This window comes from Streptomyces sp. NBC_01498, assembly GCF_036327775.1.
Classification (GTDB): domain Bacteria; phylum Actinomycetota; class Actinomycetes; order Streptomycetales; family Streptomycetaceae; genus Streptomyces.
The window spans coordinates 734989-759516 of record NZ_CP109598.1 but is presented as its reverse complement, the minus strand read 5'-3'; the positions used below and the strand labels follow the sequence as shown (position 1 = coordinate 759516).

General features: G+C 72.9%; 20 protein-coding genes and 1 pseudogene. 8 read left to right on the top strand and 13 right to left on the bottom strand.

From position 1 onward, the window contains the following. Positions 1-130: 130 nt before the first annotated feature. On the top strand, positions 131-730 hold the full coding sequence (locus OG875_RS02855; RefSeq protein ID WP_330172620.1) for a class F sortase: 600 nt from the start codon (positions 131-133) through the stop codon (positions 728-730). A 167-nt stretch (positions 731-897) separates the two neighbouring features. On the opposite strand, the gene OG875_RS02850 is transcribed toward OG875_RS02855, so the two are convergent. Beyond that, a complete protein-coding gene (locus OG875_RS02850; protein ID WP_330172619.1) occupies positions 898-1524 on the bottom strand; it encodes a TetR/AcrR family transcriptional regulator in 627 nt (208 codons plus the stop codon). 124 nt (positions 1525-1648) lie between these two features. Between OG875_RS02850 and OG875_RS02845 the strand changes: the two genes are divergently transcribed. Further along, complete coding sequence (locus tag OG875_RS02845; RefSeq protein ID WP_330172618.1) at positions 1649-3100, top strand: amidase; 1452 nt, start codon at positions 1649-1651, stop codon at positions 3098-3100. 115 nt (positions 3101-3215) lie between these two features. On the opposite strand, the gene OG875_RS02840 is transcribed toward OG875_RS02845, so the two are convergent. Then, positions 3216-4190, bottom strand: a complete 975-nt coding sequence (locus tag OG875_RS02840; RefSeq protein ID WP_330172617.1) for a glycoside hydrolase family 6 protein — start codon at positions 4188-4190, stop codon at positions 3216-3218. A gap of 906 nt (positions 4191-5096) precedes the next feature. On the opposite strand from OG875_RS02840, the gene OG875_RS02835 reads away from it, so the two are divergent. Beyond that, the gene (locus tag OG875_RS02835) at positions 5097-5729 is read left to right on the top strand and encodes a DUF2461 family protein (protein WP_330172616.1); all 633 of its coding nucleotides are present in this window, start codon (positions 5097-5099) and stop codon (positions 5727-5729) included. A gap of 62 nt (positions 5730-5791) precedes the next feature. Here OG875_RS02835 and OG875_RS02830 read toward each other — a convergent pair whose 3' ends face one another. Next, complete coding sequence (locus OG875_RS02830) at positions 5792-7018, bottom strand: erythromycin esterase family protein (RefSeq protein ID WP_330172615.1); 1227 nt, start codon at positions 7016-7018, stop codon at positions 5792-5794. Positions 7019-7129: 111 nt separating this feature from the next. Between OG875_RS02830 and OG875_RS02825 the strand changes: the two genes are divergently transcribed. After that, the gene (locus OG875_RS02825) at positions 7130-7942 is read left to right on the top strand and encodes a MerR family transcriptional regulator (protein ID WP_330172614.1); all 813 of its coding nucleotides are present in this window, start codon (positions 7130-7132) and stop codon (positions 7940-7942) included. A gap of 27 nt (positions 7943-7969) precedes the next feature. Here the strand turns inward: OG875_RS02825 and OG875_RS02820 are convergent, their stop codons facing one another. The 8 genes and pseudogenes from OG875_RS02820 to OG875_RS02785 form a co-directional block, all read right to left on the bottom strand. Further along, positions 7970-9988, bottom strand: coding sequence for a peptidase M6 (locus tag OG875_RS02820; protein WP_330172613.1), 2019 nt, complete (start codon positions 9986-9988; stop codon positions 7970-7972). Positions 9989-10054: 66 nt separating this feature from the next. Beyond that, on the bottom strand, positions 10055-11056 hold the full coding sequence (locus OG875_RS02815; protein ID WP_330172612.1) for a proline racemase family protein: 1002 nt from the start codon (positions 11054-11056) through the stop codon (positions 10055-10057). Continuing rightward, positions 11056-12075 carry a dihydrodipicolinate synthase family protein gene (locus tag OG875_RS02810; protein ID WP_330172611.1) on the bottom strand — a complete coding sequence of 340 codons (1020 nt, stop codon included), beginning with the start codon at positions 12073-12075 and terminating at the stop codon, positions 11056-11058. The genes OG875_RS02815 and OG875_RS02810 overlap by 1 nt, the downstream gene beginning before the upstream one ends. Positions 12076-12187: 112 nt before the next feature. Then, positions 12188-13786 (bottom strand): FAD-dependent oxidoreductase, encoded by a 1599-nt coding sequence (locus OG875_RS02805; protein WP_330172610.1) that lies wholly within the window; start codon positions 13784-13786, stop codon positions 12188-12190. Next, entirely contained in the window at positions 13783-14172 is a 390-nt protein-coding gene (locus OG875_RS02800; protein WP_330172609.1) for a (2Fe-2S)-binding protein, read from the bottom strand. The genes OG875_RS02805 and OG875_RS02800 overlap by 4 nt, the downstream gene beginning before the upstream one ends. Continuing rightward, positions 14169-15485 carry an NAD(P)/FAD-dependent oxidoreductase gene (locus OG875_RS02795; RefSeq protein ID WP_330172608.1) on the bottom strand — a complete coding sequence of 439 codons (1317 nt, stop codon included), beginning with the start codon at positions 15483-15485 and terminating at the stop codon, positions 14169-14171. The genes OG875_RS02800 and OG875_RS02795 overlap by 4 nt, the downstream gene beginning before the upstream one ends. A gap of 171 nt (positions 15486-15656) precedes the next feature. Continuing rightward, positions 15657-16250, bottom strand: a complete 594-nt coding sequence (locus OG875_RS02790; protein WP_330172607.1) for a helix-turn-helix domain-containing protein — start codon at positions 16248-16250, stop codon at positions 15657-15659. Positions 16251-16516: 266 nt separating this feature from the next. Then, positions 16517-17252, bottom strand: a pseudogene (locus OG875_RS02785) (class I SAM-dependent DNA methyltransferase). 204 nt (positions 17253-17456) lie between these two features. Between OG875_RS02785 and OG875_RS02780 the strand changes: the two are divergent. The 3 genes from OG875_RS02780 to OG875_RS02770 all read left to right on the top strand — a co-directional run bounded on the left by OG875_RS02780 (position 17457) and on the right by OG875_RS02770 (position 19930). Further along, positions 17457-18287, top strand: coding sequence for a hypothetical protein (locus tag OG875_RS02780; protein WP_330172606.1), 831 nt, complete (start codon positions 17457-17459; stop codon positions 18285-18287). 47 nt (positions 18288-18334) lie between these two features. Next, positions 18335-18601: a hypothetical protein gene (locus OG875_RS02775; RefSeq protein WP_330172605.1), complete on the top strand. Its 267-nt coding sequence runs from the start codon at positions 18335-18337 to the stop codon at positions 18599-18601. A 477-nt stretch (positions 18602-19078) separates the two neighbouring features. After that, complete coding sequence (locus OG875_RS02770) at positions 19079-19930, top strand: CHAT domain-containing protein (RefSeq protein WP_330172604.1); 852 nt, start codon at positions 19079-19081, stop codon at positions 19928-19930. Between the two features lie 35 nt (positions 19931-19965). On the opposite strand, the gene OG875_RS02765 is transcribed toward OG875_RS02770, so the two are convergent. Then, positions 19966-20946, bottom strand: coding sequence for an acetylxylan esterase (locus OG875_RS02765; RefSeq protein WP_330172603.1), 981 nt, complete (start codon positions 20944-20946; stop codon positions 19966-19968). A gap of 135 nt (positions 20947-21081) precedes the next feature. Beyond that, complete coding sequence (locus OG875_RS02760; RefSeq protein ID WP_330172602.1) at positions 21082-23196, bottom strand: amylo-alpha-1,6-glucosidase; 2115 nt, start codon at positions 23194-23196, stop codon at positions 21082-21084. A gap of 154 nt (positions 23197-23350) precedes the next feature. Between OG875_RS02760 and OG875_RS02755 the strand changes: the two genes are divergently transcribed. Next, positions 23351-24403, top strand: coding sequence for a LacI family DNA-binding transcriptional regulator (locus tag OG875_RS02755; RefSeq protein ID WP_330172601.1), 1053 nt, complete (start codon positions 23351-23353; stop codon positions 24401-24403). Positions 24404-24528: the final 125 nt, after the last annotated feature.

Genomic DNA, 24528 nt, shown 5'->3' with positions numbered 1-24528 from the left:
TCCCGCCGCCCGCTCCTCGCGGGCCCGCCCGCGCCGCCGACAACCGCCTTGTGCCGCGCGGCACTCGGACCCGCGCGTCCGGCCCGATCCGACAACGGGCCCCGCCCCCGGCCCTGTTCTGGAGCCCGCTGTGTTCCCTGCCCGCACCGCTCTCGTCGTCTCTGCGGTACTGATCGTGCTGACCGGCTGTTCGTCCGCACCGGACACCGCCGTCCCGTCCTCCGCGACCGGCCCCGCCACCGGCGCCGGTACCCCGCCGCCCCGTTCCCCGAAGGCGGTCGGGCGGCCCGGGACACCCGTCGGGATATCCATCCCCTCGATCGGCGTGCGGAGTTCCCTGATGGAGCTCGGCCTCAACGCGGACGGAACCGTCGAGGTCCCGCCGCCCGAGAAGGGCATGACCGCGGGCTGGTACACCGGCGGTGCGACGCCCGGCGAAGCCGGCGCCGCCGTCGTCATCGGTCACAACGACACCCGGTTCGGCAAGGCGGTCTTCCACGACCTCAAGAAGATCACCAAGGGCGCGGGCATCACGGTCCGCGACAGCCGGGGCGAGTCGGCGCGCTTCACCGTCACGGGCACCGAGAGCGTCAGCAAGGACACCTTTCCCACCGACAAGGTCTACGGCGACACGAAGGACCACGCCCTGCGCCTGATCACCTGCGACGGCGACTTCGACGCCCAGGGGCATCCGGTGAACAACCTCATCGTCTACGCCACGCTGGACTGACGCACTCCTCGGCGGCCCGTCAACCTCACGGCGTCGGCGCGCCGGAGAGCGGAAGCCGCACCGAGCACTTCTGCCCAGGCGGCGACCGGGCGTGCCCCGGACCGTCCGTGCCCGGGACCGTCCGTGAAGACGGCTTCGCGTCTCCATCGCGCGCCGGGTACCTGCGGTCAGTCGGTGAGGACCCGGGGCTCGTCGGCGGGGGAGCGGTGCCGGTCCACGATCGCCTCGACGATCCGTGTCAGCCGCTCCCCGATCCGATCGATGCTGCCGTTCTGCGCGCTGACCTGTGCGCCTTCGAGTACGAAGGTGATCTCGGCCGTGGTCTGTTCGGGATCGGGCAGTCCGGCCTCGGCGCACATGCCGGCCATTCTTTCGGTCTGGCGCGCCTTGTGCTTCTCGATCACCTGCCGTGCGGGATGGGCGCGATCGGGCAGTTCGGCGAGGGAGTTGATGAACGGGCAGCCCCGGTGCGAGAGCTCCGGCAGTCCCTCGGCGATGAACCGGGCCAGGCCCAGGATCTGCTCCCTGGGCCGGCCGGGGTGTTCGGCCTCGACCCGGTCGAAGGCCGCCCGGTAGTCGGCGGCGACGATCCGCAGCCACTCCGCGACCAGCGCGTCCTTGGTCTCGAAGTGCCGGTAGATCGCCGTCTTGGTGGTCTCGGCCTTCTCGGCGATCGCCTGGACGCCCACCCGCCGGATTCCCTCGTTCTGGAAGAGCTCTTCCGCCGCGTCGAGGATGCGCTCACGGGGCGGCAGTTTCGCGACCCTGCTCGGCCTTCTGACGGTCGATGTCATGACTGCTCCCCGACGTTCGGCGGGGGGACACCCCGCACGCTGCTACGGTACCAGTCCGACCTGAACGAAACCGTTCGGTATCGTCAAGTACTCAAAGGTATCGTTCTCTTCGCCGGGAGTGGCAATGAAAGCTGCCGAATATGTGCGCTTCGACGCGGTGGGGCTCGCGGAGCTGGTGGCCGGGAGAGAGGTGACCCCGGCCGAACTGGAAACAGCCGCACGCGAGGCCGCCCAGCTGGTCAACCCGCGGATCAACGCCATCGTGGAGACGTGGCCGAGCGACGACGAGCCGCACCCCGGCAGGACACCGCTGTGCGGGGTTCCTTTCCTCATCAAGGACATCGGAGTGGCCATGGCCGGACGGCGCATGGAGCTGGGCAGCCGTCTCGCGGCCGGCCATGTCGCCCGCGCCGACTCCGCCCTGATGACGCGCTTCCGCGACGCCGGCCTGGTGACCTTCGGGCGCACCGCGACACCGGAGTTGGCGTACAGCATCACCACCGAACCCGTGCTGTACGGCGCGACACGCAACCCGTGGGACCTGGAGCGCGGCGCGGGCGGCTCCAGCGGGGGCTCCGCCGCGGCGGTCGCCGCCGGGGTGGTGCCGATCGCGCACGCCACGGACGCCGCCGGTTCGCTCCGGATCCCCGCCGCGTACAACGGCCTGTTCGGGCTGAAGCCCACGCGCGGCCGGGTCTCCATGGGCCCCGACTTCGACGAACTGTTCAGCGGCCTGGCCGTGCACGGAAGTCTCAGCCGGACGGTCCGCGACAGCGCGGTGCTGCTCGACCGGATATGCCGCCCCGAACCGGGGGACCCGTACTCCGCCCCGGAACCGTGCCGGCCCTACGCGGCCGAAGTCACCCGCTCCCCGGGCTCGCTGCGGATCGGCGTACTGGCGCAGGCGTGGGGCGGGCGCCGCACCACCGCACCGGTCGCCGACGCCCTGTCGCGGACCGTGCGTCTGCTCGAATCCCTGGGCCACCAGGTGGTGGAGGCCGAGGTCGGTCTCGGGGCCGACTGGGAGGAGTTCGTCCTGGCCGTGGCCCGTCTGATGACGGTGAATCTCACGGCCTCGGTCGACGGGCTGGCCGCCGCCTTCCACCGGCCCGTCGACTCCTCGACCCTGGAGCCGACGACCCTGGCCGGCCATCGCTACGGACAGCGGGTCAGCGGCGCCCAGTTCGTCGATGCCCTCACGATCCGGAACCGGGTCGCCCGGAGCCTGGCACGGTACTTCGACGCTCACGACCTGCTGCTCACCCCGACCCTGCCGGAGCTTCCCGTACCCCTGGGCGCCTATGCCGAGGGCGCGGAGGAACTCGACGGACTGGGCTGGATCGGCCGTGTCCTCGACCGCTCGCCGTTCACCGTGCCTTTCAATGTCGCGGGCACGCCCGCCATGTCCGTGCCCGTGACGGCCGACGCCGGCACGGGGCTCCCGGTCGGCATGCAGTTCGCCGCCGGTTACGGCCGCGAGGACACCCTCTTCCGCCTCGCCGGCCAACTCGAACAGGCACGTCCGTGGTCGGCCCGAACCCCCGTCGTGTGGGCGGGAAACCGCACAGGCCACTGACGAGTGGGGCGGCCACCGGGCGACCGGGATCACATGAAGTGCGGGGCGGGACCGATGGCCGGTGACTGTGGGCCGCGATCGGGAGGACGCAGCCCACAGTGACGCATCGGGAGTCTCAGTATCCGTAGATCATCTTGTACGCGACTTCCGGGAGGAACTGACCCGCCACGGAGCCCGCGCCGACTCCGCAGTTGCCGTCGGACTCGCCGGGGGTCTTCAGCCACAGCAGCATTTCGGCTCCGCCGCCCGTCTGGCTGGCGGCCCCGATCCTCCGCCCGGCGGGGTTGCACCACTCGCCGTTGGAGTCGTTGCCGTTGCGGCTGGTGTCGATGACGAAGGGCTTCGTGTAACCGAAGGACGCCGACAGCGCGGAGTTGATGCCGTTGCCGTAGCCGAAGTTCCGGTCGTTGCCGTAGTAGTTCGAGATGTTCGACGCGAAGCCGTGCGCCTGTCGGACCCCGGCGCCGTCGAGATGCCGGGCCATGGTGCCCGCGTCGATCCAGGCGGGGTTTCCGGCGTCCAGGTACGTCCACGTGTGGGGCGCCTGCGCGGAGAACCGCGCCAGGGCGTCCCTGAGCATGCCGTTGCGCTCGTCGATCTGCTGCTGGGACATGCAGCTGAAGTCGCCGAGGGAGTCGGGTTCGATCACCACCAGCGCCGGTCGCCCGCCGATGGCCGAGGCGAAGGCGGAGATCCAGGCACGGTACGCCTCCGGAGAACCGGCCCCGCCGCCGGAGTGGCCGCCACAGGCGTCACGGCCGGGGATGTTGTAGGCGATCAGGACGGGAAGCTTGTCGGCGGCGTCGGCCGCTCCGACGTAGGAGCCCACCGCCGCCCCGATGTCACCGCTCCAGGAACCGAACCACCGGGCCATGGGCCGCGAGGCGATGTTGTCCCGGATCGCCGACGCCCGTCCGTCACCGGGGTTCGCGGCCACCCACTGGGCCGGAGTGGAGTTCGGGTCCGCGTAGAACCCGCTGGTCATGCCGATCGGATCGGCCTGGACACCGGCGTCGGCCTGCCCGGTGCCGAGGGGCAGGAGCAGGCACGCGAATGCCGACGTGACGAGCGTACGCATCATCTTTCTCATGAGTGCAGCCCTCTCTGGGAGCGCTCCCACACTGGAGATGAATCAGCCAAGGGGAGGCGCGGGTGGGGGGATCGAGCGGCGGTCCCCAAGGGGTTCTCTCCGGGAACTGCCGCTGTCAGACGAGACAGTGACAGGGGGCCACTTCGCTGTCAATGAGTCCGGCGAGGGCTTCGGCGCGAGGATCGGGGCGGTGGCGGGCGTTGCTCGCGGGAGTCGGCGTACGGACGACCGGCGGCAAGCACTCCCGGCTCTCACTCCGCGAACACCCGCCCCGCGTCGGCGTGCGACAGCCGCATCTGCTCGTACGGCCGGGCAGCCGGGGCTGCCCGACAGAAGGTGTGCGGCGGGCTTGAAATCCGGTTGTCGTCGATCCCTTTGCGACCGGCTTGCGCGGTTTGAGTTTCATGGTGACTCCCTCTGGAATTGTCCCTTTTGGTCGCGGGCGGGAGTCGTCCTGGAAGCGATCGACGGCATGCCGGTTGACCAGCGCGACTGTCCTGCGTCCGGTCGGCGGGAGACGACGCGGCCGGGCGGCGCGGGGTACGACGCGCTCGACGCCGTAGCAGTTCGGGCGGTCGCCGCTAAGGAGTGTCGAGATGCTCGACGCGGGCACTGAACGGGCCCGCCCGCCGCCTTGGTCGGGCGCTGTCCACGCCCGATCGGTTGCTGCTTCTTTTGCAGTCCGGCTGTAGTCCGGCCTGAATTGACCGCCTGCTCCGGCACTCCGGGGACCGACCATGGCCATTCCCTTTTCGCGTGCGGGAACGCTCACCGTATCGCTCGCCGTATCTGCCGTGATCAAGGCGAATCACCCCCTGATGCGACAACGGTTCGCCTGCCTGCTCTCGTCTGGGAGGCGGTCCCCGCCCACGGACGAGCCGATCCCGGGTGAGCTACCCTGCGCGCATGCGCCGACAGTTCGCCGGCTGGCCGGAGCAGGCCATGGACGTGTTGTGGCAGCTCCAGGGCGACCCCGACCACGCGACCCGTGAGCGCTGCCGCGCAGACCGGGAACGCCTGGTCCGGCAGCCGATGATCGCCCTGCTGAACGAGGTCGCGGACGCCGACCCCCGGTACGAGGACTTCTCCGTCTGGCACTACCGCACCAACTCCTGGTGGTGGCAGCACCAGGGCGCGGTGATCCGGCTCGGCCGCAAGGTCGAGATCGGTCTCCGGTTCGACCTGGACGGTCTGCGGATCCAGGGCGCCTGGTGGTACCCGGACCCCGGCCAGGTGGACATGTTCCGCAGGGCAGTGGCCGCCGAGGGGACCGGCCGTGAACTGTCCGCCCTCGTCGAGGAGTTGCGGACGAAGGGATACCGCATCTCCGGGGACACGATGAAACGGCCCCCGCGCGGGTATCCGGCGGACCACTCCCGTAACGGTCTGCTGCGCCATCGTTCGCTGATCGCCTCCCGCCGGCTCGGCGGTGAGGAGTCGCTGCACACCCACGAGGCGGTCGACCGGGTCCTCTCGGCCGCCGCCGACCTGGACGCCCTGCTGAGATGGCTGGTCCGCCACGTGACGCCCACCGCCTGACACCACGAGAACGCCGCGCCACCGCACCACCGCGCCCGGACGGTGAGGCGCGCCGCCGATGCCTACCCGCCCACCCCCGCCCCCTCGACGTGCGGCAGGAACAGCACCGCGTCGAAGTCCGTCGGGGTCGTCGGGGGGAGTGGGAGGTAGGCCCGGGTTTCCTGGGGGCGGGGGGACAGGGGTGGGGACGTGGCGAGCAGGGCGGTCAGTTCTGCCGCCGGGAACAGGCGGGGGGTCGAGGTGGTCGCGGACAGCAGGCCCTCCAGGGTGTCCGGGGGAGGGGCGCCGATGCCGTGGTGCGGGGCCGTGCCGATCGCCGTCGCGATCACCGCGTAGGACGCGCCGTACGCGCGGGCGAGGTGGGCGCCCGCCGGGGTCCAGGTCACGTCCATGGGGCCGTAGCGCATCCGTACCGTGTCGCGGCGCAGGTGCTCGTTGTGGGCGAACACCAGCGACGGGCCGTGGGCGAGGGCGCGTTCGCGGGTGGTCAGCGCGCGCAGGTTGGCCGCCATCATCGCGTCGCGGATGCCCATGCAGCGCTCCAGCCGCTCCCGGGGCTCGGTCCGGGCCAGGGCCGCGTGGTAGGCGAGCAGGCCGGCGGCCGTACGGGCGGCGAGGTCGGCGTCGTACCGGGCCTCACCCGTGAGGTTCCGGGAGGCGAGCAGCCAGGACAAGTCGTCGCCGATCAGGCGCAGTTCACGGGCCTCGGAGGTGTCGCCGACCGACCGCGAAGGGTCCATCGTGGCCGCCGGGTCGGACCAGCGCGCGTCGTCGCCGAGCAACTCCTCGATCCGGTCCCAGCTGTGCGGCAGCGACGAGCCCTCGGCCGTCGGGGCGCCGTCCAGCAGACCGTGCAGCATGCGCAGGGCCAGGCGGGGGCTGTGCGCGCCGCTCTCCGCGTTGTTCTCCAACGGGCCGTCGAATCCGGCGAATCGCACCTGGTCCTCCGGCGGTCGTACGCGGTTGTGCCCGCGCAGCCACTCCACGAGGGCGTGGTTCGCCGGTGAGGCGCCGAAGCCGTGGCTGATGCCGTCCGCCGTCACCTGGCCGAGCCGCCCGTCGCCACCCCGTACGTAGTCGTCCACCGACCGCCCCGCCAGACAGTCCGACTCCAGCGTCACACAGCGGCACCGCTCGTGTTCGACCAGGCCCCGCAGCAGGTCGTTGCGCAGCAGCGGGAAGGTCTCCTCACCGTGGAAGGGCTCGCCCAGGGCGAGGACGAGGGGTTGTCGTGGGCGCTCCCGGAGGAACGCGGAGATCGTCGCGTACATCGCTTCACCGATTGCCATGGCTTCGAGCGTATCTCTGACGTTTCGGTTGAAGGTTGGGGTGAAAAGGGGAGCCATGGGGGCCATGGATACTGGGGACGGACGGAAGGAACCTTAAAAGAGGGGGAGTACATGAGGCCCGTGGATCTCGCCCGGCCGCACGGGCTGTCCGGGCAGGCGGTCCGTAACTACGAGGCCGCCGGTGTCCTGCCCCCGGCCGAGCGCACCGCGTCCGGGTACCGGCGCTACACGCGCGTGCACGTCGCCGCGCTGCGGGCGTTCCTCGCGCTGGTTCCCGCCCACGGCCACCCCGCCGCCCGGTCCGTCCTGACGCTGATCAACACCGACCGCACCGACGAGGCGCTCACCGTCGTCGACCGGAGCCACGCCGAACTGCTCGCCGACCGGCACACCCTCGACACCGTCGAGCAGGCACTGACGGAACTCACCCACACCCCCGGCGAATCCCCCTCGCCACGCACCCACACCATCGGCACCCTCGCCCGCCGCCTCGGCCTCCGCCCGGCCACCCTGCGCCGCTGGGAACGCGCCGGGCTGCTCGCTCCGCGCCGGGACCCCGCCACCGGCTACCGGATCTACGCGCCCGGCGACGTACGGGACGCCGAGATCGTGCGCCAGCTACGGCGCGGGGGGTACGTGCTCGCGCGCATCGCGCCTCTCCTGGACGAGCTGCGCGACGTCACGTCCCCCGGCACGGCCGCGTCGGCGATCGCCGAACGACGTGAACGTCTGCACGCCCGCGCCCTCGCGATGCTCGACGCGTCCGCCGAGACCCGCGCGTACCTGCGTGAACGCGAGAACGAACATGAAAGAGAACGCGGACGCGAAGGCGAGAACGCACGCGAAAGAGAACGCGGACGCGAAGGCGAGAACGCACGCGAAAGAGAACGCGGACGCGAAAACGAACGGGCCCGGCAGGGGTGACCCGCCGGGCCCGCCCGGTCCGTCATGTCAGCCGCGCACCCCGCACGTGGCCGTGGCGATCTTCGTGGGATCGCTCTCGGACCGCGCCGTCAGCGTCACCTTCCCGGAGCGGGACGCGCCGCGCCCCGCCGCCACCGCGACCTTCACGGTCGTGGACGAGCCGGCCTCGGCCGTCGCCAGTCGGCTGGGCAGCGCCACCTTCCAGTTCTTGCCGTCGACCCGCGCCGACAGCCGGTACACGTCCGACTTCTCGTACGCGGCCGAACCGCTCGGCGCCCGCCCCTTGTTGGTCAGGTCGAAGCGGCACGTGGTGCCCGCCCCGTCCGCCTTCCCCCGGGCGCTTCCGTGGCCGAGCGCGACACCCCGCTTCTGTGTCCCGGACCCGTCGAGGGAGCGGACGGCGATGACGTACGACAGCTCGCCCCGCTTCGTCATCCGCCTGTCGATCACGTAGAAGTGGAGCCGGTTGGCCTGGTCGACCCACTCGTACGCACTGCCCGAGTTGGTCCCGGCGTGGAACAGACCGTCGTTGAGCTGCCGGTAGTCGCCGATGGAGCGCATGACGGGCGTCCCGTCCGGCTTTTTGAAGTCGACCATGCCGATGTCCTGCGGATTGGCGTCGATCATCCAGCTGAAGCAGAGATAGCCGCAGCTGTTGTTCTCGTTGTCGAAGGGCTTGTTCTTGGTCAGCAGCACTCCGTTGTCGGGGGTGAACGAGTCGGTGCCGATCCGCTGCACCGTCTCGATGGTGTAGTCGGTGAAGCCGGGCCCGGAGCACAGCGGGTCGGTGTTCACGTCGCACGCGGGCGTCCTGTCCGTGCCGAGATCGATCCGGACGCCCTGGAGGGCGTTCTTCTTCACGGCGGCGGTACGGGCCCGCACCTCGAACACGGCCGGGCCGTTCGCCGTCAGCTCCTCGGGCGTGAGGTTGAGGACCTGCGCGTCGTCGATGAAGCCGAGCTTGGTCCGCGTACGCAGGGTGAATCCGGCGGCCATCGAGGCGCCCCGTGTCGCGGGCACCTGCCAGCGGTTGTGCGGGCCGCCGGGGCCGTTGAACGAGCCGCGGTCCATGCCGTCGAAGGGACCGGTGCCCGAACGGTGGTACGGCTGGACGAACGGGTTGTTGGCGTTGTCACCGATGTCGAAGGTGTGCGTGATCTCGTGGGTGATCGTTCCCGAACTCTCGCCCTGCCGGATACCGGAGTTGCCCCACAGCTGCGAACCCGCCTTCCACGACGTCCACTCCGTGTACCGCCCGCGCACCCAGTTCGGCAGCGCCGGGTCCGGCGGCCCCCACTCGTCGGGGATGTCCTCCTTGCTCTGGAACATCATCTCGCCGAACTCCTGCCAGACGGAGGTCTCGTCGTAGCCGGCGTAGAGACGGAAGACACGGTCGTACGCATTCGACTCGGCCTCGCCGACGTCCGCCTTCCACAGCGGGTCGATGTCGCGCTCGATGGAGCCCTTGCAGGTGTGCCCGGCCGGACAGCCCTGCCCCTCCTGGCCGATGTCGTTGATGCCGTACTCGTAGGAGGGGCGCGGGGCCCGGTAGGGCGCGTACGGGACGAACTCGACGCCGATCCGGCCGCCGGTCTGCTCCATCCAGTACTCGTTCACGGTGTGCCCGTGGTTGACCTTGCTCGGCTTGTTCCAGAAGTCCGCGTAGAACTGGGCGACCTGTTCCCGGGGCACCGGGTCGATCTGCGGGTTGCCGAACACGTCGCTGCCCTTGGGCAGGGTCATCACGAACGGCTGGTCGGGGAAGTCGACGGCCAGTACGGCGATCTTCAGCTTCTTCACGGTCGGCTGCCGCTCCGGGTCGGCCCAGTCGGTGCCGGGGACGGAGGCGTAGTCGCTCCAGGTCATGTCGTCCTGGTCCTGCCAGGACCGCGGGTCGAGGGGAGCGAAGGGATTCTCCCGCCTGTCCTTGCCGTGGGCCCCGGCGAGGGACGCGGTGGTCCCGGTGCCGGCCCCGGCGCCGAGGAGTCCGGCGGTCAGCGCGAGCGCCAGCAGTATCCGTAGTCGCCTGGGTTGTCTTCGCGACAACCCCTTACGTGGGCGTGGTTGTCCTGAACGCATGAGAACCTCTCTGTCCCGACGTGCGGACCCGTCTCAGAGAACGAATCCGTCCGGGAACGGATCCGCCGGATCCAGCAGGTAGTTGGCCGTCCCGGTGATCCACGCGCGGCCCGAGAACTCCGGCACCACGGCCGGTACTCCCGCGACGTCGCTCGTGCCCACCAGCCGCCCGGTGAAGCGGGTGCCGATGAACGACTCGTTGACGAACTCCGTGTCCAGCGCCAGCTCTCCCCGGGCGTGGAGCTGTGCCATACGGGCGCACGTACCGGTCCCGCAGGGGGACCGGTCGAACCAACCCGGCTGAATCGCCATGGCGTTGCGCGAGTGCCGGGCGTCCGAACCGGGCGCCAGGAACTGCACGTGCTTGCAGCCGCGGATCAGAGGGTCCGCGGGATGGACCGGGGTGTGGTGCGCGTCGATGGCGGACGAGATCGCGAGCCCCGCCGCGAGGATGTCGTCCTTGCGCGCCCGGTCGAACGGCAGCCCGAGGGAGGCCAGGTCGACGACGGCGTAGAAGTTGCCCCCGTACGCCATGTCGTACCGGACCTCGCCCAGCCCCGGCACCGTCACCCGGGCGTCGAGTTCCAGCGCGAACGCGTCGACATTGCGCAGCGTGACCTTCTCGGCCACCCCACCGCGCACCGTCACACGCGCCTCGACCAGCCCGGCCGGCGTGTCGAGACGCACCAGGGTCTCGGGCTCGGTGACGGGGACCATCCCGGTCTCCACCAGGACGGTCGCGACACCGATCGTGCCGTGGCCGCACATCGGGAGGAAGCCGCTGACCTCGATGTACAGAACGCCCCAGTCCGCGTCCGGGCGGGTCGGCGGTTGCAGGATCGCGCCGCTCATCGCGGGGTGGCCGCGCGGCTCGTCCACCAGGAACCGGCGCAGCGGGTCCAGGTGCTCCATGGCGTGGCGGCGCCGTTCGGCCATCGTGGCGCCGGGGACGGGCGCCACGCCCCCGGTGACCACGCGCGTCGGCATGCCCTCCGTGTGGGAGTCGACCGCGCTGATCGTCCGCACGCTGCGCATCAGACCGGCTGCCCTTCCGCCGCCCCGGACGCCGGCCCGTCCGCTGCCGCTCCCGTTCCCGCTCGCGCCGTCGTTCCCGCAGCCGCTCCCGCCGGCGTTTCCTCGGCGAGGAAGTCGATCGCCCGCCGCATCTCGGCGGTGATCGCCTCCCGGTGCTCCGCGGTCAGCGGGCCGCGCGGCGGGCGGCAGGGGCCGCCGTACCGGCCGACCATCTCCATGCCGAGCTTGATGGCCTGCACGAACTCCGTGCGCGAGTCCCAGCGGAACGCGGCGACCAGCGGCCGGTACAGGGCGCGGGCCTCCTCCAGCCGGCCCTCGGTGGCCAGCCGGAACAGCCGCGCCGACTCCGCCGGGAAGACGTTGGGGAAGCCCGCGAACCACCCGGTGGCCCCCATCAGCAGGCTCTCCAGCGCCACGTCGTCCGCGCCGCTGATGACGTCGAGGCCGGGCGCCCGCTCCTGGATCTCCAGCACCCGCCGTACGTCGCCGGAGAACTCCTTGACCGCCAGGACGTTGTCGATCTGCCCGATCTCGCCCAGCAGTTCGGGCGTCAGGTCGACCTTGGTGTCCACCGGGTTGTTGTAGACCATGACCGGCAGTCCGACGGCGGCCACCGCCTCGAAGTGCGCCACCACCTCGGACGCGCTCGCCCGGTACATCGTCGGGGGCAGACAGAGCACCCCGTCGGCGCCGTCCTCGGCGGCGGCCTCCGCCCAGCGCACGGCCTGGTGCGACCCCGGTCCGTGCACCCCGACGACGACCCTGCCGCGCCCGCGCACCGCCTCGACGGCGGTACGGGCGACGGCACGCCGTTCGTCGTCGGTCAGCGACGAGTACTCGCCGAGTGATCCGTTGGGGCCGACCCCGTCGCAGCCGTTGTCGACGAGCCAGCGGCAGTGGTCCGCGTACGTGTCGAGGTCGACGGCCAGTCCGGCGGGGGCCGAGGGGTCCTGCCGGTAGGGGAGGGCGGTGGCCACGACCACGCCGGTGAGCGGGTTCGGCCGGGTGGGGGTGCTCATGAAGTGCTCTCTCTTCTCGGGGGCGGTTCTCGGGTGTCGCGCTTCTCGGGTCGTTCCACGGGTGTCGCGGGTGGTGCGGCTGTGGCGGGGCTGTGGCGGGGGTTACGGGGGATCAGGGGGCGCCGTCCGGGTCGGCCGGACGGCCAGGTGCGGCGGTGGCCCTGGGCGGAGCCTCGGGCGGGCGCGCGGACGACGGCTCCGGTGACGGCCCCGGTGGTGGCTCCGGCTGTGGCTCCGGCGGGTGGGCCAGTTCGCCGAGGCGGATCGGTTCGGCGATCGGCCGGTGGTGCGGGCCGGCCTCCCAGGGGCGGTCGGCGTCCGGCGCCGCCGTACGCGCGCCGCCACCGTCGCCGGGGCCCCTACCGCGCAGCTCGGCGACGGTCGGACCGCAGACCCGGGCCTGACACGGCCCCAGGCCCGCGCGCGTCGCGAGCTTCGCCACCCGGGGCTCGGCGCCGGTGGGATCGGCGGCGGCCCCGCACACCGCCGCGTACGTCGTCTCCTCGCACCGGCAGATCACGGTGTCGGGCCGCAGCCAGCCGGGCCAGGCCCGGCCGACGGGGTGCGCGAGCGACAGCCGTACGGCGAACGCCCTGCCCCGGTCGCGGATACGGCGCGACGTGCGCAGCGCCCGGGAGTCCCGGTCGCCGCCCGCCGCGAGCCAGCCCGCCACGGCGCCCTCGGCACGGGCCGCCGGGGCGCCGGCGACACCGGTGATCTCCCCGGCCGCGTACACACCGGGCCGGCTCGTCCGCTGGTCGTCGTCCACCGCCACGAACACCTCGGCGGGCGACCCGTCCGGCACCGGGCGCAGGGCGCATCCGGCCGCCACCGGCAGTTCGAGCTGCGGGGTGAACCCGTGGCCGACACACACCGCGTCCACGGCGACGACCTGTTCGCTGCCGGGCACCACCGACCAGTCCGCCCGGACCCGGGCGGTGACGATCTCCTCCACCCGGCCGTCCCCGCGTGCCTCGACAACCGCCGCGCCCCACCGGTACGGCACCCGGTGCCGGGCCAACGCGGCGGTGTACGAGGCGAGTTCACCGGACTTGCCGAGCTGCCCGGACAGTTCCCACGGCCTGCGGAGCCAGCCGCGCGCCACGGCACCCGGCCTGCCCGCCTCCAGGACCGCGAGCACCCGCGACCCGGCCTCCAGCAGGGACGCCGCAACCGGCAGCAGGAACGGCCCCGTGCCCGCGACCACCATCCGGTCACCGACGGCCACCCGCTCGCCCTTGGCCAGCGCCTGGGCGGCGCCCGCCGTGTAGACGCCCGGCAGGTCCCAGCCGGGGAAGGGCAGCACCCGGTCGTGGGCGCCGACCGCCAGGACCAGCGCGTCGGGCTCCAGCACATGACGGCGCCGGGGCGTACCGCGCAGGACATGCACCAGCGGCGGTCCGTCCGGCTCGCCGTCCGCGCCGGGGTCGCGGCGCTCCAGCGCCCAGACGGAGCTCTCCGCCCACCAGGAACAGCGCGGGTGTTCCAGCACCCGGCGGCTGCGGCGCTCGAAGGAGCGGTAGCCGTGCTGAAGGGCCCCGGGGTCGGTCGCCCCGTACGCCTCGGGCAGCATCCGGTGGTACTGGCCGCCGGGCCGTTCGGCCGCGTCGATCAGCGTGACATCGGCGCCCGCCGCGAGCGCGGTGTCGGCGGCGGCGAGTCCGGCGGGTCCCGCTCCCACGACCACGACATGACGGCGACGGCCGGTCACGGCGTCCACCGCCCGTCTCGTCGGTCTCGCCCGCCTTGTCCGTCTCGTCCGTCCCGGTCGTCGGGCGTTCCGGACCGCGTGCTCGGCGCCGCCCGGGACTGTGTGGTCACCGTGTCGCCGTCGCGGGCGCGGCGGCGGCACGCGCGTACGTCGGGCTCGCCGTTCACCGTCACCAGACAGTCGAAACAGACGCCGATCCCGCAGAACACCCCGCGCGGCGCGCCCGAGGGGGCCTGGCGCCAGGCGGGCCGGCCGGACACGAGCAGCACCCCGGCCAGGGTCTGGCCGACGACGCCGGTGACCCGTTCACCGTCCACGGTGATGGTCAGCGCACGGTCCCGGCGTCCGGCCGGGTCGGACGCGGCGGGGACGAGACGGGGGCTCATGAGCGCTCCTCGGTGGCGGCGGTCGAAGCGTCGCGGGGGCTGCCGGGCGGTCGGTCTCCCGGTGCGGTGGCGGGCGCGGCGCCAGATGTGTCGCCCGGTGCGGTGGCGGGCGCGGTGGCGGGTGCGGTGTCGGTCGCGTCGTCGCCGAGCACGGCCGGCCGGTCCACCCGGAACGGGTCCGTGTCGATGGCCGTCGCGGTGCCCGTCATCAGTTCGCGCACGAGCCGCGCGGTGCCGACGGACAGACCGATCCCCGCGCCCTCGTGGCCGGTGGCGTGCCACAGACCGTCCAGTCGCGGGTCGGCGCCGATGACCGGCAGATGATCGGGGACGTACGGGCGGAACCCTCCGTACGCCCGCATCACCGGCACGTCCGCCAGCGACGGGAAGAGTGTGAGCGCCTTGGCCGCGATCGCCGACAGCACCTCGGGGCGCGTCCGGTCGTCGAACCCGACACGCCGCCGCGAGGAACCGAGGAGCAGGGTGCCCGCGCGGGTCGACTCCACGACCGCCGACGTCTGGAGGTCGCCCGCGCCGCTGCCCACCGCGCCGACGTAGTCGGCGTCGTACACCTTGTGGAAGACGGTCGGCGGCCGGGGAGTGGTCACCAGCACCTCGCCCCGGCGCGGGCGGATGTCGAGCCGGACGCCGAGCCGCCGGGCGACCTCGCCGGACCACGGCCCGGCCGCGTTGACGAACACGTCGGCCTCGACGGTCCCGTCCGCCGTCCGGACCGCCGTCAGCCGTCCGCCGCGCACGACGGCACCGAGCACCTCGGCGCCGGTACGCAGCCGGGCTCCGGCCCGCAGGGCGTCGGCGAGCAGGGTGGTGGCCGCGCCGGCCGGCTGGACCTGGGCGTCCTCGGGGTAGTGCACGGCGGCGGTGCGCCGTTCGGTGAGGAAGGGTTCGGCGGCGGTCAGGGCGTCGTCGTCCAGGACCTCGGCGCGTACGCCGACCGCGCGCTGGGCCGCCGCGAACGGCAGCAGCGCCTCGGCGCCCTCGGGGGTGGTCGCGACCACGATGCCGCCCTTGGGATCCCATTCGACCGCGTCCGGGCCCGCTCCCGCCGGGTTCTGTCCGGCGACGGCGGCCAGCACCTCGGGCCACAACCGCCGGGACAGCTGGGCGAGTTCCAGTTCCGGGCCCGGTCCCTTGTCGGAGACGAGGATGTTTCCCTCGCCGTGCGAGGTGGTCGCGGCGGCGGGTCCGGCGCGGTCCAGTACGAGCACGTCGAAACCGGCGACGGCGAGTTCACGCGCGCAGGCGGCACCGATGATTCCGGCACCCACCACGACCACTCGTGTTCGGTCCACCAGACCTCCGCGTTCCGTATGACGAACGATGCTGAGGCTAGGGCTGCGTGCCGGAGGTGTCAACGGATCGGACGGGCCGGACGGACGCGGAGTCCTCGTCGTCCTCCCGGCCGGCCGACCGGTGTCCTCCCCGCTCCGTCCCCGCCGTGCCGGTGCGGGACCGGTGCCTGGTCAGTGCGGCGTGCCCGGTGCCTCGGGAAGGGACCCGCCGCCGGACGGGTAGTGCAGCAGCAGCACCGAACGCACCGGCCCGTCCTGCGCCGCGTACCGGTGCGGCAGTGAGGCGTCGAACGACACGTAGTCGCCCGGCCCCAGCTCCACCCGGTGACCGTCCACCTCGACCTCCAGCGTGCCGCTCTGCACCACCGTGTGCTCGGTGCCGGCGTGCCCGAGCGACGGCTGCTGCGCGTCGGCGCGTACCTGCTGGTCGTACACCTCCATGATGACCCCGCCCGCCTCGATCCGCCGCAGCGGACGCAGGTCCACGCCCTCGCCACTGAGGACGTCCACCTCGGCGGACCGGACCACGGTCACCGCCTCGGCGTGCCCGGTGTCGAGCAGGTCCGAGATGGGTACCTCCAGGGCGCGGGAGAGGCTGAAGACCGTCTCGATGGTCGGATTCCCGGTCCCCGACTCCAGCTGCGACAGGGTCGCCTTGCCGATCTTGGAGAGCCGGGACAGCTCGGAGAGCGACAGCCCCCGGCGCCTCCGCTCCCGGCGGAGATTGGCGGCCAGAGTGCTGCGGACCGGGCTGCTGGGGGACATCGGGCGATCTCCTTCGACCGTCAGGTGTGTTCGCTTCAGTGGGCGATGACGGGCGTGTTTCCGTTCGGTATCGCGAACGGTTGTGTGTCGGCGCCGCCTCGGCGAACTCGCGGAAGACAAATCGTAACGACATTCGCGCGACGTCTCCGTGCGGTGCCCGTGCGGTGCCGGGCGGGGATCGTCCGCCGTGAGCCGCCGTGAGCCGCCGTGAGCCGCGTGAGCCGTGACGCGTGCCGTGGGTCTCGCGCTCCGGGCCCCCGCCCCGGTCAGCCGGCGGGCTTCTCCCACACCGAGACGTGCTTCGTGCTCTCGTCGGTGAAGGGCTCGCGCTGCCAGCCCTCCCAGCGGTGGCGCAGCCGCATGCCCGCGAGTTGTGCCATCAGGTCGAGTTCCGCCGGCCAGACGTACCGGGCGTGTGCGTGTACGAGCCGTGACCGTCCACGACCTCCACATGGTTGGATGTCAGCCGCTGCGTCGCGACTTCGTAGACGTCGAACGCCCAACGCGTCGGGCTCACATGGAACGGTACGAGGCTCTGGCCGGCCGGAAGCTTCCGGAGCTCCGGGAGCATCGTCTCGACGAGGAAGCAGCCGCCGGGCGCCAGATGGTCCGCGACATTGCGGAAGCAGGCGACCTGTGCGTCCTGTGTGGTCAGATTCATGATCGTGTCGAAGACGAGACAGGCGACGGAGAACGTCCCGGCCACCCTCGTGGTCGCGAAGTCCCCGATCGTCACGCCGATCCCGTCGCCGCCGGGCTTGGCGCGCAGCCGGCTCACCATCGGCCCGACATGTCGATGCCGTGGACCGGGACGCCGCGCTCCGCGAGGGGGAGGGCGACCCGGCCGGTACCGATGCCGAGTTCGAGGGCCCGGCCCCCGTCGGCGAGTTCCGCCAGGAGGTCGGCCATCGGATTCAGTGTCTCCGGCAGGAATTCCGCCGCCGACGGATCGTCGTAGGTGGCCGCGACGCGCTCGCCGAAGTAACCGTCCTCGTCATTCATGTGCCGGACCGTGGGGCACGGAGCGGCCGGGAGCCCCCGATTTTCCGCGTGGCGCGGTGCGAATGAGCCAACCCGGGAGGCCGCCGCAGCCCGGCGCCGCTCACCCCCGAAGTCGCCGATCATCCCGACTCGGCTTCCCCGAAAGGAAGTTGGGCCGCCGGGTCGCCGAGGGCACCGTCCCGGCGCCGGGATAGGGTCCGGGCCGTGGACGACACCTTCGGGGACCCGACAATGATCATGGGGCTGCACGGAGTCCTGGACCCGCACCCGTGGGTCACGCGCGCGATCGCGCAAGGAGACAACGGGGACGACAGGAACGACGAGACCGAGGGCGGCCTTGAGGAGGACGTCTTCAGTCTGGCCGTGAAGCGCGCGGAGGCGTACGGCTGGAGCACCACGACCCTCGGCCCGGACGGGGAACTGGACGGCGCCCGGTGGGGGCACAACGACGCGGGCGGCGACTGGACGGCGGACGGCCGTGTCCGTGAGGCCGCCTGGCTCCAGATCGCCGTCGCGGAAGGACTGCGCGGTCAGCGGCTGCCGGTCCTCCCGGTGGCGACCGTCCTCGGCGACATCCTGCGCCGGGTCGGCGCCTTCCGGCTGACCGGCCTGCACGCCCTGCTGCCGACGCGTCTGGCCCCCGGCACCACCACCTTCGCCCTGGTCGACGCGGCCGACTGGTTCGCGATGACGGACCCGCACCCGGACGCCCCCACCGAACTGACCGTGACCGTGGCGGGCCGGGGACACGGCCTGTCCGCGCTGGCACCACGGGTCGGCGACCACGTACGGGAGTCGGCGTTCGGGCTCACGACCCCGGTCACCGCTCTGCCGCCGGACCACGACCCCGGCGCTCTGGCGCACCCGTTGACCGGCCAGGTCCAGACACGCGGGATGCGCCCCGCCATGGCCTTCCGGTGCCGTACCCGCGAATGGGCCCCGGACGTGGCCGCGTGGACCGCGGAGGTATTCCTGGACGCGCTGCGCGCCGCGGGCGTCACCGAGCCCGTCCTGCTCACCGTCGCCACCCGCTGAACCGGACGCGGGCCCCGTTGTCAGTGGCGGCTGGGATGCTGCCGTACATGGACGAACTGAAGCGGCGCCGGGTGTACGGCGCCGACCACGACGACCCCGATCCCGGACCGCGCACCGGCCGTGCCTACCGGGAGCTGTGCGCCGGTCCGCTGGACGGGCTGCTGCTGGACGTGACGGGCTGGACGGACCAGGAACTGGCCGACGGCGCCGCCCTGCCCACCGAGATAGGCGCGTACGGTCCGGGCGGCCGGACCCAGTACGGGCCCCGCGCCGGGGATCCGGGACGCTGGGACTGGCGGGGCGACTCGCGCTGACGCGGCGACTCGCGCTGACGTACGTGGACGGCGGGCGGCGACCTCCACGCGCTGATCTCCGCCGCCGGGCCGGCTCGCGAGGCACTTCCCACCACGGGCGGCCCCGGGAGCCGTACGGCCAGGCCCCCCTGGCGGGCGAGGAACGCCACGCCCTGGCCGACGAGTGGGAGCGACTTGTCGACACCGTACGGAGACGGCCCGGCTTCCCGGACCTCCTGAAGCCGCCCGGCCCCGCCGGCTGGCCGCGGAGGCGGACGCGCTCGGTCCGGTGGCCGTCATCAACATCAGCGGTCTCGGCTGCGCGGCGCCGCTGCTCCAGCACGGACGAGTCCGGTCGATTCCGCTGCCGGACGTCCACTACGACGAACTCCTCGCCCGGTCGGCCGAGTTCGCCGAGCAGCTGGACGCAGTGGGCGGCGCCGGCTCGTTCGCCGAACAGGCCGCGGGCCGGCGCGTCGTACGGACCCTGGCCCGGCTGTGGGAAGCGGTCAACCGAACCCGTGCTGGACGCACTCGGGTTCACCGGCCCACCGCCCGGCGGACAGGCGCCGCCCCGGATGTGGTGGATTCCCACCGGTCCGCTCGTCGGCTTCCCGCTCCACGCCGCCGGCCTGCCGGGCGCCCCCCGGGGACACCGTGCTCGACCGGGTCGTGTCGTCGTACGCCACCACCGTGCGCGAACCGGTCCGGGACCGGGCCCGCACACCGTCACCCACCCGCCGCGTGCTTGCCGTCGCGCTCCGCCACACCCCCGGTGCCGCCGAACTGCCGGGCGTCGAGAAGGAGACGGACGCACTGGCCCGCCAACTGATGCTCGACGTCCGGCTGAAAGGCCCGCAGGCCCGGTACCGGACCGTCCTCGACGCGCTGCCACGGCACAACCGGGCCCACATCGCCTGCCACGCGATCAGCGCCGCCGACACCGCGCCCGGCGGGCACCTGCCGCTCCACGACCACGCGCAACGGCTGCTCGCCACGGCGGACATCGCCCGACTCCGCCTGGACCAGGCGGAGTCGGCGTATCTGTCGGCGTGCGACACGCTGGGCGGACGCGACGCCCCGGCGGACGAGGCCCCGCACATCACCGGCGCCTTCCACACGGCCGGATTCCGCCAGGTGATCGGTACGCTCCGGAGCGTGGACGACGAGGAGTCCGCCGCGATCGCGAACCGCTTCTACGCGACGCCGACCGCCGGTTCGCCCTGCGCGGGCGGCTCCGCCGACGCCTCCGGGGCCGCCCGCGCACCGCACGAGGCGATCCGCGCGCGACGTGAACGGTCCCCCGCCACACCGACGTTGTGGGCCGCACATGTCCACTACGGACTCTGACCGAGCCCCGGCCCCCGACGTGCCCCTCCGCGCCCTCAGCTCCTCCCGAGCCCCGGCAGCGCCCGCAGGAAGCGCAGTTGCTCCAGGTCCTGGAAGTAGCCGCCGCCCTCGTGGCGGTTCCAGGGCCAGACCCGGATGTCCTTCGGGCCGGCCCAGTGGTTGTACGCCGCGAACACCGTCGACGGCGGGCAGATGTCGTCCATCAGGGCCGCCGCGAACAGCGCCGGGGCGGTCGCGCGCGCCGCGAAGTTGACCCCGTCGAAGTACGACAGCGTCCGGAACACCCGTTCCTCCGCGTTCCGGTGGGTCCGCAGATAGGTCCAGATCTCCCGGTACGCGTTGCCCTCCACCACCTGGAGCGCGCGCCGGAAGTGGGTCAGCGAGGGCTGGTTGATCAGCGCGGCCGTCACCCCGTCGCTCAGCGCCGACGCGGCCAGTGCGATGCCGCCGCCCTGGCTGCCCCCGGCGACGACGATCCGCGCCGGGTCGACCGACGGATGGGCGCGTGCGGCGTCCACGGCCCGGACTGCGTCGGTGAAGACCCGGCGGTAGTAGTAGTCCGCCGGGTCCTCGATGCCGCGCGTGACCATCCCCGGCGACGACGCGCCCCCGCTGCCGTGCGGATCGCCCGTCGCGCCGGGCTGGAGCGAGCCGCCCTGCCCCCGCGTGTCCATCAGCAGATGGACGTACCCGGCCGACGGCCAGGTCAGCCACTCGTACGGGAAGCCGCGCCCGCCCCCGTACCCGAGGAAACCCACCACGCACGGCAGCGGCCCCGTCGCGGAGGCCGGCACCAGCAGCCAGCCGGCCACCGGGTCGCCGCCGAAGCCCGGGAAGCTCACGTCGTACACGTCCACCTCGGTCAGCGCGGCGTCGTACGGCGTGAAGACGGGCGCCCGGTCGTGGCCGCGCGCCTCGGCGAGCGTGTCGGCCCAGAAGGCGTCGAAGTCCGACGGCTCCTCCCGGTCGGGGAGATAGCCGCGCAACTCCTCCAGGGGCAGGTCCATCAGCGGCATGGCAGCGGTTCCTTCTCGTGGACTCGTGGACTCGTGGACTCGTTGAGTCGCGGACGCAGGGGCTCGTGGATGTGCGGCTCGTGGCTCGCCGCCTGCGGGCCCGGCGACCCCGGCCCGGCGACCCGGAAGCGTCGGTCAGGCGCGCTCGGCGCCGTGCACGGTCAGTGAGCCCGGGGCCTCGACCCGTACCCGGCCCGTCGCGTCCAGCCGGACGGCCAGCGGCGCGCCCGCCACCCGCAGACCGGTCAGCCGCAGCGGACCGATGCTCTCGGCGGCGCGCGGCGAGAAGCTCAGCGTCCCCGCCGGTACGTCCGCCTCCAGACCGAGCGCGGCCTGGAGCAGCGCCACGGCCGACGCCGCCGACCACGCCTGCGGGCGGCAGGACGCCGGATACGGCGCGGGCGCGCTGTCGACGGCCGAGCCGTGCCCGGCGAACAGCTCCGGCAGCCGGCCCTCGAACGCCGCCGACGCGGCGACCAGACCGTCCGCCAGCGACGCCGCCTCCACCGGGAAGCCCGCCCGGACCAGACCGTGCACGGCGATCGCGGTGTCGTGCGGCCAGATCGACCCGATGTGATACCCGAACGGGTTGAAACCGGTCGAGTCGGTGCTGAGGGTACGCAGCCCGAAGCCCGAGTTCAGCTCCGGACCGGCCAGCCGGGCGGCGAGCAGCGCGCTCTCCTCCGCGTCGAGCAGTCCGGTGCCCAGCAGATGCCCGAACCCCGACGTGACCGAGTCCACCGGGCGCTTGGCGGCGTCCAGCGCCACGGCCGGGTAGCGGCCCGTCTCGTCCTCGACCCAGAAGCTCTCCCGGAAACGTTCCTTCAGCCGCTCCGCCCACTCCTCCCAGCGCTCCGCGCCGGGCCGGCCGAAGGCCCGCAGCAGCGCCGCGCCGCCCATGGCCGCCTCGTACCCGTACGCCTGGACCTCGCACAGCGCGATCGGGGCCTCGGCGAGCTCGCCGTCGCGCCAGCGGATGGAGTCGCTGGAGTCCTTCCAGCCCTGGTTGGCGAGACCGAGGCCGGAGGCGTCGATGTATTCGAGGAGGCCGTCGCCGTCCGCGTCGCCGTAAGCCGCCAGCCACTCAAGCGCCGCCTCGGCGTGCGGCAGCAGGTCGCGCACCTGCTCGGGGTCCATGCCCCAGCGCCAGGCGTCGTGCAGCAGGATCACCCACAGCGGGGTGGCGTCGACCGTGCCGTAGTAGACCGGGGGCAGGGACGCGCCCCCGCTCAGCGTCAGTTCCTCCCGGCGCACCTCGTGCAGGATCTTTCCGGGCTGCTCGTCGGTGCGCGGGTCGGTGGCGGTGCCCTGGCGGCGCGCGAGGGTACGCAGGGTGCCCGCCGCCAGTTCGGTGCCCAGCGGCAGCAGCATCCGCGCCGCCCACAGCGAGTCACGGCCGAACAGGGTGAGGAACCACGGCGACCCGGCGGCCAGGAACCGGTCCTCCGGGTGCTCCGGGTCGGACAGCAGCAGCCGCTCCAGGTCCCCGACCGACCGGGCGAAGAACTGGTCCATGCGGTGATCGGCGCTGCGCAGCCCGGTCGGGGACCACGGCACCGCGTCGCGCGCGACCGCCGGGAACCGCAGCGGGTCGTCGTCCGTGACGGCGCACTCCAGCGTCGTACGCCACGACTGGCCCGCCGCGAGGGCCACCTCGAAGCGGAACTCGCCCGCCCCGGCGTCCACGGCGGGGGACCCGGCCGACGCGGCCAGCCGCACCTCGACCCCGTCCCGGCGCCACACCAGCGCCCGGTCCTCGACGGCGGCGGGCAGGGCGGGGGAGGGGCGGCCGGACTTGACGTCGTTCATGCTGACCAGATCGCTGGCCGCGCCGACGACGACCGTCACCCGTATCGCCTTGACGCCGGCGTTCGCGATCTCCAACTCCTCGCGGAGCACGCCCGGTTCGACCGAACGCACCCGGTGCAGCGTGACGGCCGGGTCGGCGGTGTGCTCACCGACACCCCGCAACACCGCGCGGAACGACGTCCGGTCGGCCGCCCCGAGGCTGTCCCCGACGGGCAGGACGGGCACGCCCTCGACCCCGACCGTCAGCCGGGAGAGCAGCCGCCGGTCCCCGTGGAAGAACCCGTCGGGGCCGCCCGCGATGTCTCCGGCCGGCCGGGACAGCACCAGACTGGGCGCGTAGAGCGTGGTGCGGACGTCGTGCAGGAAGGGCTGAAGGCCCTCGGTGACGACGTCCGCGGGCGGCTGGTGACCGGTGGGGTTTCCCTGGACGACCGTGTTCACTGTGTGGCGCCTCTCATGTTTTGGATCGATCAAAATTCACCTTAACCCTTGCCAAGCTGCCATGGGAAAGAGTTTTATCGATCCATTGCAGATGCGGCGCCGCATTTCGAGCGGCTGCCGTGCGCGTGAACGCACAGGAGAACGGAGGCCGTCGGTGGCACGTACGACGTCGGCGGGCGGACGCAAGGGAGGGCCGGTCACCCTGGCCCTCGTCGCCCAGCGGGCCGGGGTGTCCACCCAGACCGTCTCCAACGCGCTCAACTCCCCCGACCTCCTCGCACCCACCACCCTGACCCGGGTGCGGGAGGCGCTCGACGAACTGGACTACCGGCCCCACCAGGCCGCCCGTTCGCTGCGCACCCGCTCCAGCCGGCTGATCGGCTACGGCGTCCAGCCCACGCCCCCGGGCCTGTCGACGCCCGTCTCCGACCACTTCCTGCACGCGCTGTCCGACTCGGCGGACCAGGCCGGGTACCGGATCCTGCTCTTCGCCGCGCCCCTCGGCGCCGACGACGAGGCCGAACGCTACGACGAACTGCTCCGTGAGCACTCCGTCGACGGCTTCGTCCTCAGCAACACCTACCGGGGCGACAAACGGCCCGGCTGGCTCCACAGGAACAACGTCCCGTTCGTCGCGTTCGGCCGCTGGTCGGCACGGGACACCGGCGACTGGGTCGACGTCGACGGCGCGCACGGCACCGGCGCGGCGGTCGACCAGCTGGTGGCGGCCGGGCACCGGAAGATCGCGTTCCTGGGCTGGCCGCGCGGCTCGGGCGTCGGTGACGACCGGGCCGGCGGCTGGCGCGAGGCCATGCGCCGCCACGACCTGCCCATCCGTGACCTGCGAGTCTCTTCGGTGGACGACGTCGACGCCGCCCGCGTCGCGGTCGCCAAGGTGGTGGGCCGCGCCACGGCCGTGGTCGCCGCCAGCGACACCCTGGCCCTCGGCTGCTACCGGGCGCTGCGGGACGCGGGCCTGAGCCCCGGCCGGGACGTGGCGGTCGTCGGCTTCGACGACTCGCCCGCCGCCGGTCTCCTCTCGCCGAGCCTCAGCAGCGTCCGCCAGCCGCTGGACGAGGTCGGCCGCGCCTGCACCCGGATCCTGATGGCCCGGATCAAGGACCCGGACGCCGCGCCGGAGCGTGTCCTGCTGGCACCCGAACTGATCGTCCGCGAAAGCTCGACGGCCGTGCCGCCCGGGACCTGACCCCCGGGCGGCACGGCCCTCGGATCCGCACCCCGGGTCCGGCCCCGTGACTCCACCCTCGTACCACCCCGCCCCGCCCCGGCCGGATCCCGGCCCCCTCCCCGGACCACCGGCCACCGTCCCCC